Source organism: Flavobacterium sp. LK-23 (assembly GCF_058135255.1).
Window position 1 is genome coordinate 256,827 of the sequence record NZ_JBYUVT010000003.1, and the last position, 11,722, is coordinate 268,548.

The 11,722-nt window shown below is 32.8% G+C and carries 12 protein-coding genes; 9 read left to right on the top strand and 3 right to left on the bottom strand.

All coding sequences use genetic code 11. The features are described 5' to 3' along the window. Positions 1 to 123 precede the first annotated feature (123 nt). The 8 genes from AC3Y25_RS06755 (at position 124) to AC3Y25_RS06790 (ending at position 6,205) form a co-directional block, all read left to right on the top strand. The gene (locus AC3Y25_RS06755; RefSeq protein WP_489902197.1) at positions 124 to 582 is read left to right on the top strand and encodes a YciI family protein; all 459 of its coding nucleotides are present in this window, start codon (positions 124 to 126) and stop codon (positions 580 to 582) included. Positions 583 to 585: 3 nt separating this feature from the next. Beyond that, positions 586 to 1,161, top strand: a complete 576-nt coding sequence (locus tag AC3Y25_RS06760; protein WP_489902198.1) for a sugar O-acetyltransferase — start codon at positions 586 to 588, stop codon at positions 1,159 to 1,161. After that, positions 1,161 to 1,550 carry an SMU1112c/YaeR family gloxylase I-like metalloprotein gene (gloA2, locus tag AC3Y25_RS06765; RefSeq protein WP_379796822.1) on the top strand — a complete coding sequence of 130 codons (390 nt, stop codon included), beginning with the start codon at positions 1,161 to 1,163 and terminating at the stop codon, positions 1,548 to 1,550. The genes AC3Y25_RS06760 and gloA2 overlap by 1 nt, the downstream gene beginning before the upstream one ends. A gap of 397 nt (positions 1,551 to 1,947) precedes the next feature. Beyond that, positions 1,948 to 3,228, top strand: a complete 1,281-nt coding sequence (locus tag AC3Y25_RS06770) for a chloride channel protein (RefSeq protein ID WP_489902314.1) — start codon at positions 1,948 to 1,950, stop codon at positions 3,226 to 3,228. Between the two features lie 85 nt (positions 3,229 to 3,313). Continuing rightward, positions 3,314 to 3,913 carry an HPP family protein gene (locus AC3Y25_RS06775; protein WP_379796826.1) on the top strand — a complete coding sequence of 200 codons (600 nt, stop codon included), beginning with the start codon at positions 3,314 to 3,316 and terminating at the stop codon, positions 3,911 to 3,913. Positions 3,914 to 4,101: 188 nt separating this feature from the next. Beyond that, positions 4,102 to 4,644: an IS1096 element passenger TnpR family protein gene (locus AC3Y25_RS06780; RefSeq protein ID WP_125719847.1), complete on the top strand. Its 543-nt coding sequence runs from the start codon at positions 4,102 to 4,104 to the stop codon at positions 4,642 to 4,644. Between the two features lie 97 nt (positions 4,645 to 4,741). After that, the gene (locus AC3Y25_RS06785; RefSeq protein ID WP_132989753.1) at positions 4,742 to 5,101 is read left to right on the top strand and encodes a four helix bundle protein; all 360 of its coding nucleotides are present in this window, start codon (positions 4,742 to 4,744) and stop codon (positions 5,099 to 5,101) included. A 45-nt stretch (positions 5,102 to 5,146) separates the two neighbouring features. Next, entirely contained in the window at positions 5,147 to 6,205 is a 1,059-nt protein-coding gene (locus AC3Y25_RS06790; protein ID WP_095931005.1) for a nucleoid-associated protein, read from the top strand. Between the two features lie 91 nt (positions 6,206 to 6,296). On the opposite strand, the gene AC3Y25_RS06795 is transcribed toward AC3Y25_RS06790, so the two are convergent. Both AC3Y25_RS06795 and AC3Y25_RS06800 read right to left on the bottom strand, forming a co-directional pair. Next, positions 6,297 to 6,878, bottom strand: a complete 582-nt coding sequence (locus AC3Y25_RS06795) for a TetR/AcrR family transcriptional regulator (RefSeq protein ID WP_489902199.1) — start codon at positions 6,876 to 6,878, stop codon at positions 6,297 to 6,299. Between the two features lie 71 nt (positions 6,879 to 6,949). Beyond that, entirely contained in the window at positions 6,950 to 7,702 is a 753-nt protein-coding gene (locus tag AC3Y25_RS06800) for an SDR family oxidoreductase (protein ID WP_489902200.1), read from the bottom strand. 227 nt (positions 7,703 to 7,929) lie between these two features. Here AC3Y25_RS06800 and AC3Y25_RS06805 point away from each other — a divergent pair, with 227 nt between their 5' ends. Beyond that, positions 7,930 to 10,299 (top strand): GAF domain-containing protein, encoded by a 2,370-nt coding sequence (locus tag AC3Y25_RS06805; protein ID WP_489902201.1) that lies wholly within the window; start codon positions 7,930 to 7,932, stop codon positions 10,297 to 10,299. A 216-nt stretch (positions 10,300 to 10,515) separates the two neighbouring features. Here the strand turns inward: AC3Y25_RS06805 and AC3Y25_RS06810 are convergent, their stop codons facing one another. Continuing rightward, positions 10,516 to 11,703: a Pycsar system effector family protein gene (locus tag AC3Y25_RS06810; RefSeq protein ID WP_489902202.1), complete on the bottom strand. Its 1,188-nt coding sequence runs from the start codon at positions 11,701 to 11,703 to the stop codon at positions 10,516 to 10,518. Positions 11,704 to 11,722: the final 19 nt, after the last annotated feature.

Below are 11,722 nucleotides of genomic sequence, written 5' to 3' on the forward strand. Positions count from 1 at the left end.
CGTTAGTAGCTCAACATAGATTGGAATTTCGTTGTAGAGTTTCTAGCGCGATTTCTCCTTCGTCGAAATGACAAGATTGAGACCAATTTTAAAAAATATCTTTTTTAAACTTAAATTATTTAGATGAAAAATTCACTAATTGTTCTCGCATTTTTGGTTTTTAATGCAATCGGTTTTTCGCAAGAAACTGAAGTGAAATATGATGAAAACCTCGCAAAATCTCTCCATGCCGACGAATACGGAATGAAGAAATATGTTTTTTGTCTTTTAAAATCGGGAAGCAATACAACCGCTTCTAAAGAAGAAACCAAAAAACTTTTTGAAGGTCACATGGAAAACATTGGTAAATTAGCCAAAGAAGGAAAACTGGTTGTTGCAGGACCATTCATGAAAAATGACAGAAATTATCGTGGTATTTACATCTTTAATGTAGAAACCATAGAAGAAGCCAAAGCTCTTGTTGCCACTGATCCAGCCATAAAGGCCAATTTACTCGAAGCCGAATTAACGCCTTGGTACTGCACCGCAGCTTTGCAGGAAACTGTAAAAATACACGACAAAATTGCCAAGACGAAAATGTAAAATATGAAAACAGAAAAAGAAAAAATGATCTCTGGCGAATATTATAATGCCTTTGATCCAGAATTACTAAAAGGCCGTCGCGCCGCAAAAAACCTTTTACACAGCTTAAATGTAAAAGAATATAGAGTTACTAAAAAAGCAAAAGAGATTTTAAACGAACTGATTCCAAATGCTGGAGCAGGTTTATATATTGAACCGCCATTTCATTGCGATTATGGCTATAATATTTTTGCTGGAGAAAATGTTTATTTTAACGTGAATTGTGTTGTTTTGGACTGCGCACCGGTAAACATTGGTTCTAATGTATTTATTGCGCCAAATGTTCAAATTTATACCGCTTCACATCCGCTTGACGCTGAATTAAGAAAAACATTAGAAAATGCTTATCCTGTTACAATTGGAGACGATTGCTGGATTGGCGGAAATTCTGTTATCTGCCCAGGCGTAACAATAGGAAAAGGCTGTGTTATTGGCGCTGGATCTGTGGTTACAAAAGATATTCCAGACAACTCATTAGCCGTTGGAAATCCTGCAAAAGTCATTCGAAAATTAAATCAAGAACCTGAATCAAAATCATAATGCTTACCCTTAATAAAGTTCATCATATTGCTATTTTATGTTCCGATTACGAAAAATCGAAACACTTCTATACACAGATTTTAGGTTTAACCATAATTAGAGAAATCTATCGCGAAGAACGCCAGTCTTATAAATTAGATTTAGCTTTAAATGGTTCGTATGTTGTTGAATTATTTTCATTTCCAGATCCACCGAAAAGACCTTCTAGACCTGAGGCTGTTGGTTTAAGACATTTGGCTTTTGAAGTTATTAATCTGGAAGAAACAATTGCTTTTTTAACTTCAAAAAACATAGAATCTGAACCGATTAGAATTGATGAAACAACCGAAAAACGTTTCACTTTTATTGCAGATCCTGATTTATTGCCAATTGAGTTTTATGAGAGATAAATGAGAGGGACAAAGTAACAGAGTTACAAAGGGACAAAGGTTTATAGTAATATTCTTTTGAATTGAGTCCAGCTTTAGTTGCATGAATAAATTATAGTGCCAAAAGGGCTTTAGCCAGACAAAACGTATTGGGCTAAAGCCCTTCTCTCTTTTATTTTCAACCTCCAACTAAAGTTGGAGGCAATTCAAATTTCATCATGCGAAATCAAATATTTAATGCCTCCGCATAAAACTTTGTTCCTTTGTAACTCTGTAACTTTGTCTCTTTTTTACGAAAGAATTTTCCTGTTTATATTCATTTTAACACACTAAAATGAATATTTCCTAGAAAAAACCGAATTTGATGCTTAATTTTGTAATCCGCAGAAAAAAATGCGGAATTCTCAAACTTATAATGATGAACAAAACGGCGCAAATCAAAAAAAATCATCAATTAATTAAACTCCGAAAATTAGTTATTGTTTCTATCTTAATTGGCTTTCTTTCTGCCTTTCTCGGAATTTCACTAAAAAAAATAACAGAATACTACGAAGAAATCTTCTTTCACGAAGTATCGGTACACCCTATTTTTTATATCGTATTTCCAGTTTTCGGATTATCGGTAATTTATTTTTTAAGGCAATATCTTTTTAAGAAAAAAGAAAATAAAGGAATCAAAGAAGTTTTTGAAAGCACAGCATCAAAATCTAAAAATCTTCCATCTTATAAAATTCCGTCGCATTTCATAAACGGATTACTAACGGTTATTTTTGGAGGTTCAACAGGAATCGAAGTTTCTACCGTTGTCGCTACAGCAACTATTGGATCTGTTGCGCATGAAAAAGAAAATGTTTTCCGTCAATACAAAACAGAATTAATATGTGCGGGAGTTGCAGCAGGAGTTACGGCACTTTTCAGCAGTCCGATTGCGGGAGTTTTATTTGCTTTCGAAGTAATTTCTAGAAAAGTAAGCCGTGCATTTATCATTTCAAATTTAATCGCGGTTTCTATTGCATTTGGTTTATTAACGATTTTAAAAGAAGAACCTTTATTTGCCGTTTCAATTGCAACTTGGAATTTAAAAGCAATTCCGTACTTCATTCTTTTAGGAATTTTAGCTGGAATGAATTCGGTTTACCTAACACGTTGTGTCTTATTCTTCAAATCACAATTTGGTAAAATCGACACCCATTATTACAAAATCATTTTAGGTTCAGCGGTTTTAAGTATTTCCTTATTCTTTTTCCCTCAATTATATGGAGAAGGTTATCACGCCATTAAAGGAATTTTTGGAAACGCACCTCAAACCCAATTGACTATAACTTTGGCTTTAACATTTATCGGAATTTTAATTCTAAAACCAATTGTAACCTCAATAACATTGGCTTCTGGAGGTGATGGAGGTGTTTTTGCTCCAAGTTTATTCATCGGAGCATTTTTAGGATTATTATTGGCTTCGATCTTAAACAGCTTTTTCCATGTAAATGTAATTCCGGTTAACTTTATGATTATCGGAATGGCTGCGGTTCTTAGTGCAAGTATTCATGCGCCTTTTACAGCAATATTCTTGGTTTGCGGATTAACAAACGATTATACTTTGTTTTTCCCAATTCTTGTAGTTTGTTTAATTTCAAAATACACTGCAAAAACAATTTATCCGTATACCGTTTATAGTTATTCTCCAAGTTTAGTTAAATAATTTACAGACTAATAATAATCTGGAATTAAAAACGTACAGCAAAGTATATTTAAAAGCATAACGAGTAAAATATAATACCACAATAATGCCAACTGAAAAAATAAAAAGAAGCTATCGCAAAACACGTTACATTCTTTACAAAGAAACTTTAATAGATTATAAGGAACACTTTTGGTCATTTTTAGGTTCTTTCGTCGGAATCGGAATTTTAGCTTATGTACAATCCATACATTTTTCTGGGCCTGATGCCGTTTATTTAATTGGTTCTTTTGGAGCATCGAGTGTTTTAGTTTACGGAATTATTCAGAGTCCGTTCTCTCAGCCGCGAAATTTAGTTGGCGGACACGTAATTTCTGCTCTTGTAGGCGTTACGGTCCATAAACTAGTTCCAGACATTATGTGGATTGCAGCACCTTTAGCGGTTTCAATAGCCATTATTTTAATGCAGATTACCAAAACGCTTCACCCGCCTGGAGGAGCAACAGCTTTAATTGCAGTTATCGGAACAGAAAAAGTAAAAGCCTTAGGTTATATGTATGTGCTTTCTCCCGTTTTTACAGGAGTTATGATATTGCTTTTCACGGCTTTGATTTTTAATAATATGACTTCAAGCAGAAGTTATCCAAGCCACAACACTTATCACAAACATTATCATAAAATTAGAAAAAGACTGGCGAGAAAATAGTTTTATGCTATTGTATGTCACCCTGAGCGAAGTCCAAGGGCATTCCAATTGGGAAAGGGCTTCGACTTCGCTCAGCCTGACAAACTATTGACAATCAATTTTCTAAAATCTTTTCAACAAATCGTAATTCACAATTCGTATTTCGTTTTTTATATTTTACCTTTGACCTCTCAATAAAAACAAAGATTATGGTTTATAAATTTAGAGTTATTCTAGACGCCGAAGAAGATATTTTTAGAGACATTGCTATTCTTGAGGAAGATACTCTTGAGGATTTACACAATGCAATCTTCAACTCTTTTGGCTTTGACGGATCAGAAGTGGCTTCATTTTATACTTGTGATGATACTTGGAATCAAGAAGATGAAATTCCGCTTTTCGATACAGGAGATGTTCCTGGCGAAATAAGAACCATGAACGATTATCCGTTATCTAGTATTTTAGACAAAGAAAATACTAAAATTATCTACGTTTATGACTTCATCAGTATGTGGACTTTCTTAGTTGAATTGGCTGCCGTTGAAGATGAACAAGTTGGAGTTACTTACCCAGAAACTTTGTTTTCTCACGGTGAAATGCCAGCAGATGCTATCGAAAAAAACTTTGAAGCCGATGACATGCATGATGACATCTACGGAGAATTTGAAGACGACCTAGACGAAGACGATCTTGACATGTTCGAAGGCGATGACAGCTTCGAAGATTATGGATTTGAGGAAAATTGGAACTAACGTTAAGTTGCTAAGATCCTGAGACTCTAAGTTTCTGAGATTTTTCTTACCTTTGAAAGATTTTTCTTATTTTTAAATTTAATTAAAAAATAAGACAATGAGTCATTTTAGAAAGATTTTGGTCTGGCAGAAATCAATTTCATTAGTTACAAAAGTTTATAAAGTAACAAGAACTTTTCCAAAAGAAGAAACTTTTGGCTTAACTTCACAAATACGTCGAAGTTCAGTATCAATCCCAAGTAATATTGCAGAAGGATCTGGAAGAGAAAGTAATAAAGATTTTTTACGGTTTTTATATATTTCTCTAGGCTCCTTATTTGAAATGCAGACCCAACTTGAAATTGCAAAAAATATAATTTATATAAACGAAGAAGAATTTAACCTTTTATATGAGGATAGTCGAGAGATCGAAAGAATGCTAGCGTCGTTAATCAAAAAATTAAAAGACACTATCTAAAAAACTTAGTATCTTAGAAACTTAGAATCTCAGCAACTCAAAAAAATGATCAACTTATTCAATACCCACATCGACACCCTTTCCATACACCGCGTTGGAAACAAAAGTCGTAATGAAGCTATTTTTTTATCAGAGCAACCATTCAACTTAAATGATGAAATTGTTCCTTTGATTAAAGAATTCTTTTTTAAGCCTTTTAGAGAAAAAGAAGAAAACTATTATCAGTTTGCACACGAAGTGGACTTGGACTACAACGACATGTTTAAGTATGCAACTGAGATTTTTGCAAATCCGTCAAATGTTCATGAAGTTTCTAAAAACATCACAAAACATTTATACGAGCAGTCAAATCACCCGCACATTAAAAACGGAGAGGTTTATGTAACTTATTTGACAAACTTAAGTATTGACAACAATGTTGTTGATGCAATCGGAATTTTTAAAAGTGAGTTACAAGCAGACTTTTTACAGTTTGAAGAAAATAACAGTAACCTTGAGATGATTTTACAACAGGGAATCAACTTGAATAAATTAGACAAAGGATGCTTGATTTTCAACTACAAAAAAGAAGAAGGATACAAAATCCTAACTGTAGATAGCAACCGTTATGATGCACGTTACTGGTTAGAGCACTTTTTATCTGTAGATGCTTTTGAAGATGAAAATTTCATCACTAAAAAATATTTGAAATTCTGTCAAAACTTCGCAAAAGACGTGGTTTTGCCAGCAGAAGACAAGAAAGAGGAAGTAATGTTTATGAACCGATCTGTGAATTATTTCGCTAAAAATGATCAGTTTGAAGAACAGAATTTCTTGAATGAAGTAATTGATAATCCTGATTTGATCCCTGAATTTAAAAACTATAAAGTTGATAAAGGAGAAAAATACAGCATCGAAGATGTTACCTCATTTCCAATTGCCAACGCAGCAGTTTCTGACGCTAGAAAATCGATTAAAAATGTAATTAATTTGGATACTCATATTCAGATTAAAATGGATTTTATTAATCCTGAAAGCGCAGAAAAATTTGTTGAAAAAGGCTGGGATGAAGAAAAACAAATGTATTACTACTTAGTTTACTTCAACAAAGAAGAAAAAAGCTAAGAAGTTTTCATTTTCTATTACTTACTTATTAATACAGAAAACGGCAGTTACAAATGTAACTGCCGTTTTTTTATTGTCTTAAATTTTAATGTTATAAAACCGAAAATACGGCTTTTACAATATCATCGTAAACTTGTTTGTTTCTTTCTCCAGCGCGAGCCAAGACTCGAATTCCAGAATAATTATTAAAGATAAATCGAGCCAAAACTTTTGCATCAAGCTGTTTGGAAATATGTCCAGCCTCCTGCCCTTTTTTAACCGCATTTGTAAAAACTTCTTCCATCGTTTGGCTGTTGCTTTTTACAATTTTGGCAATTTCTTCATCGTGCATCGCCAATTCAACAGACGAGTTAACCATAAAACAGCCTTTTGTAATTCGGTCCTCCAAACTTTCGATAACAGCCTGCTTAAAAATAGCCTGTAATGTTTCTTTAACATTTTCAGATTTTTCTAAAAGCTCTTTGACAGTATCTTGCGATTGTTGCTGATAACGCTGTAAAGACTTTGTAAACAATTGCTGCTTATCGCCAAAAGTATCATATAAACTAGAGCGGCTCAAACCTAAGTGAGTTACCAAATCCTGAGCCGAAGTTCCGTTGTAACCTTTGTGCCAAAAAATTTCTATTGCTTTATCTAAAGCCTGATCTTCATTAAATTCTTTCGTTCTAGCCATGACATTCAAATTAAATTCATCTACAAAGATATAAAAATACGGAACAATCGTTCCTGAATTAGTCAAAAAAATTATAATACGCTATTTACGATAAGTCCACCATCAACCACAATTTCAGATCCAGTTATAAACGAAGCATCATCTGAGGCTAAGAAACTAACTGTTTTTGCAACTTCTGCAGCTTGTCCAAAACGTTTTAATAAAATTTTCTCACCTAAAGCAGCTCCTAATCCTTCTACTTCTTCTTTTTCTAAACCAACTTTTCCGTACAATGGTGTTTCAATCGGGCCAGGAGAAACTGCATTTACTCTAATTTTTCTTGAGGCCAATTCTACAGCAAAAACTTTATTTAAAGATAATACGGCTGCTTTACTGGCGGCATAAACACTAGAATTTGGCATTCCAACGTGAGCATTTACGGAAGTATTAAAGATAATTGAACCTCCATCGTTTAAAATTGGCAATACTTTTTGAACGGTAAAATAAACTCCTTTTACATTAACGTTCATGATACTATCGTAATGATCTTCTGAGGCTGAATCTAGAGGCGCAAAAGCTGCTATTCCTGCATTCAAGAATAAAACATCAACTTTTCCGAATTTTGCTTTTACTTCTTCAACCAAATTATCAATTGATTTTAAATCAGATTGATCGGCTACAATTCCTGTAACTTTCAATTCTGTTTCCGCTTTCGCTAAAGCTTCTTTGTTTCTTCCCGTTACAATTACTTTTGCTCCTTTTGATACAAAATCGGCTGCAGCTGCATATCCAATTCCGCTATTACCACCTGTCACGATTGCTACTTTGTTTTCTAAACTTTTCATTTTTATTTGTTTTTAAGTTATTGATTATTTAATTATTACAGTACAAAGATATAATAACGGAATGATCGTTCCGTTATTAATAGTGTTAATTTTTAGTTAAAACAAAAAAGGCCTTCCTGAAACCCATCAATTATAAGAAAAAGAATTATTTAACTATAGAGGAAAGAAATCGAAAAATGTCGAGTATACTTAATTTATCCTTAATTTTGCATTAAAAAATTACTCAGATGGATATTCAATTTTTTAAAGAAAGTCCTTTTACCACTATAATTTCATTTCACAAGCTAATTGAATCTTTTGAAGAAATTGCACAATCAGACATTGATTACAGATCAAACTATGCCAAAGCGATTTTAGAACAGATTGAATTAATTCCGGAACTTAGGACTGGAATCCAGGATTATTCGGTTATCAAGAACAATGAAGCTTTAATTAAAAATATATTAGCCGATTTATTTCCGACTGCATTGACGCACAACGAAATAAAAGCGGTAACGATTCCATTTCAAAATATCTCCTTCAATTATACGGAGCGCTTCAAGAAAATCTTGAAAAATGCGGGAGACGAATTTTACATGGAAATTCGTGATTTTAGCGAACATCAATTTTACATTAATAACTGCTGTTTAATTTTAAGCAACTATTACAAACAGCATATCGATTTCAATCAGCCATTTTTCTATGATATTCCAGATGAAAATGGCGTTGAAAAACATTACCGCATTTTATACAATGCCGATTTCATGGAAATTATTCCTACTGAAAACGCTATTCCTTTAACTCAAGAAGATATCGATCAATTAATAGATAATTACAACGATATCGATTTATGGAAATCTAAATTTCCTAAAGGAAGCTGGATTTTAAGAGGTTTTGGTATTGTTTCTTTGTTTGATGCAACGACCGAAAGTGCTATTTCTATATTGAAAAGTAATCTATTGAAGCCTGGTCCAAAAACAGTTACAACTGGCGAGGAGGTTTCTAATATTTTTCAATCGATTTTTAATCTTCCAAACTTGAAAGTTGGATTCATTATTTACAATCCTGAGGAAGAGAAATTCATGCGACCTGCAAAGTACGAAAACCAACTCAAAAGCTTTTTGCTTTCTGCAGATCAGGAAGTCGATTGTAAAAATGCTTTTTTCGGATGTTCTTTCGAAAATCTATTAGACAATCAAGAGCCTTTTGTTATTTCTAATGTCAGTAAATTCACTGAAGAACAAACCAATAAAAGACTGGGCGAACATTTACTAAAACAAGGAATTCAGAGTTGTATTTTTGCACCAGTCATCAAAAGCGGACATTTATTAGGTGTTGTCGAATTGATTTCTGAAAATCCGAGAGATTTAAATAGCGTAAATGCTACAAAACTGGATTTGGTTCTTCCCTATTTAACTGATACAATTGATCGTTACAATACTGATATGCAACATCAGATCGAAGCGATTATTCAGCGAGAATATACTACAATTCACCCTAGCGTTTATTGGAAGTTTAAAAGGGAATCACAAAATTACTTTCAGAATATGAATCATACTAAGGATTATATTTTTAAAGAAATTGTCTTTAAAAATGTATATCCGCTGTATGGACAAATAGATATTAAAGGTTCGTCTGAACACCGAAATGAAACTGTAAAAATTGATTTAAAAAGCCAGCTTACAGCTCTTTTAGAGATCTTTGATAATCAAGAATCTAATTCGAATCTTGTTCTTTTGGAACAGAGAAAATTTGAACTGGAATCGCTTAGAAGCGAATTGGATTTTCCTTTAAAAGCAGATACAGAACAACATGTTCAGCGTTACATTGAAGAAGAAATTCATCCGATCTTAAAAAACACCAAAAGCAGTGCGAAAAGCGAAAAGCTGGAAGAATTGTACTTTGAAAAACTGGATGAAAAAACTGGAATGTTTTACCACGAAAGAAAAAAGTTCGACAATGCAATGTCAATTATCAATAAAAGATTGGCAACTGTTTTAGATAGAAAACAAGTTGAAGCGCAACAGATTTATCCGCATTATTACGAACGTTTTAAAACAGATGGTGTAGAGCATAATTTGTATATTGGAGCTTCAATTTCGCCAACAAAACCTTTCGATATTATGTATTTGCATAATCTTCGTTTGTGGCAATTGCAAACTTTATGCGAAATGGAATTGGAACATCATGAGCTTAAATCTTCATTACCATACGAATTGGATGTTACTTCTTTGATTTTGGTTTTCAGTTCTGCCCTTTCAATCCGTTTTAGAATGGATGAAAAACGTTTTGACGTTGATGGAACTTATAATGCAAGATATGAAGTCGTTAAAAAACGAATTGACAAATCGCATATTAAAGGAACAAACGAAAGAATTACGGAGAAAGAAAAAATCACAATTGTATATTCTCAGAACAGTGAAGAAGCAGAATACCTAAAATACATTAAATATCTGCAGCATAAAAAAATTCTTGAACCTTCTATTGAACAATTTGAAGTTGAAGATCTTCAGGGAGTTTCTGGATTAAGAGCGATTCGTGTTAAAGTAATCAACAATAATTCGAACTCAGAAATTAAGAAAATAACTTATCAGGATTTATTAGATGAGCTCAACTAAATAGTTGAGCTTTTTTTGTTTTTAAACACATAGAAACATAGATTTTGAAATTTAAAAAAGGCGTTTCACTTGCATCAATTCACATAGCTATGTGTGAGAAACTAGTTTCTTTCTTTATTCTTGTAGATAAGAAAAAACTATGTTTCTATGTGTTTAAAATATTTCTATATAAAAAAACTTTGTCAAAGTTTGAAACTTTGACAAAGTTGTCTAAATCTAGATTGATTTAAAAGCAATCACAAATGCGATTACGGTTATGATGATTCCGAACATAAAAAAGTTATAGGCAATTCGGAGTAAATTATATTTTCGCTGTAAAACCAATCCTAGATAATACAAATCTTTGATCATGGTTGAGTACAAATAATCTCTGTCTTTCATCATTTCATTCATTGCCCAATCGTAATCTTCGAGAGGCATTTTATAGAAATTTCCAAAAAACATTAAATTCACTTTTTTAGCTTCTACGTCATCTCTTGTAAAAAATCCAGAAGTCACTTTTGGACGCGTAGAAAGAATGGCAAAAATAATGGTAATTACACTAGACATCAGCATGATAAAAGTGGGAACAACTAAATGTGCATTTTTCGGACTGTCTAATTTTGGAATAATAGAAGATAATGCAATCGAAATAATAATCGCATTTACAGACAATAATATATTGGCTTTACTATCTGCAATGCCACTTAATCGAGTGTGATTTCCGAGAGTGACACGAAACAGTGTATCAATTCCGCGGTCTGGTTTTTCTGCTTTTTCAGCTTTTTCTTTCTTTTTATTTTCCTCCTCAAGTGCAGCAGCGGCTTTCAATTCCTGTTTATTGATTTTTTTCTGAATCATTAATAGATTTTTTTCCTTCAATGGTTGCCATTTTCTTAAAGCGTAATCGGTATAAAATCTATGTTTATTCAGTAAGAAATTTAAATTTTCTCTTGTCCATTCGGCATTAGAAAAACTAACTATTCCTGCATTTTTCAATTCCAGACGCAATAATTCGCAAGTTGTAGCATATTCCGCTCCCATTAAATGCGCGTAATCTGCATCTCTTATAATTTTTTCAAGATGCGTTTTAGGTTCATATTCTTTAACTGTCCCTAAAATTAAACTTGAAACAAGCGCAATAAATTCTTCCGATTTTCCTTTTTTACGCAAAAAATCTGCTGCAATTTCAGTGCTTTTCTGCTCATGATTTTCATATCCTTCTATATATCCAGTGTCGTGAAACCATGCAGCAACCAAAAGTGCCTCTTTATCCTCACCTTCCACATCTTCTTTTTTGCATAGTTCTTTTACCGCTGTAACTACTGTGAAAGTATGGTTAAAATTATGGTAAGAATATAAATTAGAAAGTTTATCTTTGAGTAAATTACCGACAAAATCTTCGGATTGTTCTATTAGATTCATAAAGAATATTTTTATACCA

Bases quoted from the DNA above. Each gene is read 5' to 3' on its own strand.
- AC3Y25_RS06755 (WP_489902197.1), top strand. From the start codon at position 124: ATGAAAAATTCACTAATTGTTCTCGCATTTTTGGTTTTTAATGCAATC.
- AC3Y25_RS06760 (WP_489902198.1), top strand. From the start codon at position 586: ATGAAAACAGAAAAAGAAAAAATGATCTCTGGCGAATATTATAATGCC.
- gloA2 (WP_379796822.1), top strand. From the start codon at position 1,161: ATGCTTACCCTTAATAAAGTTCATCATATTGCTATTTTATGTTCCGAT.
- AC3Y25_RS06770 (WP_489902314.1), top strand. From the start codon at position 1,948: ATGAACAAAACGGCGCAAATCAAAAAAAATCATCAATTAATTAAACTC.
- AC3Y25_RS06775 (WP_379796826.1), top strand. From the start codon at position 3,314: ATGCCAACTGAAAAAATAAAAAGAAGCTATCGCAAAACACGTTACATT.
- AC3Y25_RS06780 (WP_125719847.1), top strand. From the start codon at position 4,102: ATGGTTTATAAATTTAGAGTTATTCTAGACGCCGAAGAAGATATTTTT.
- AC3Y25_RS06785 (WP_132989753.1), top strand. From the start codon at position 4,742: ATGAGTCATTTTAGAAAGATTTTGGTCTGGCAGAAATCAATTTCATTA.
- AC3Y25_RS06790 (WP_095931005.1), top strand. From the start codon at position 5,147: ATGATCAACTTATTCAATACCCACATCGACACCCTTTCCATACACCGC.
- AC3Y25_RS06795 (WP_489902199.1), bottom strand. From the start codon at position 6,878: ATGGCTAGAACGAAAGAATTTAATGAAGATCAGGCTTTAGATAAAGCA.
- AC3Y25_RS06800 (WP_489902200.1), bottom strand. From the start codon at position 7,702: ATGAAAAGTTTAGAAAACAAAGTAGCAATCGTGACAGGTGGTAATAGC.
- AC3Y25_RS06805 (WP_489902201.1), top strand. From the start codon at position 7,930: ATGGATATTCAATTTTTTAAAGAAAGTCCTTTTACCACTATAATTTCA.
- AC3Y25_RS06810 (WP_489902202.1), bottom strand. From the start codon at position 11,703: ATGAATCTAATAGAACAATCCGAAGATTTTGTCGGTAATTTACTCAAA.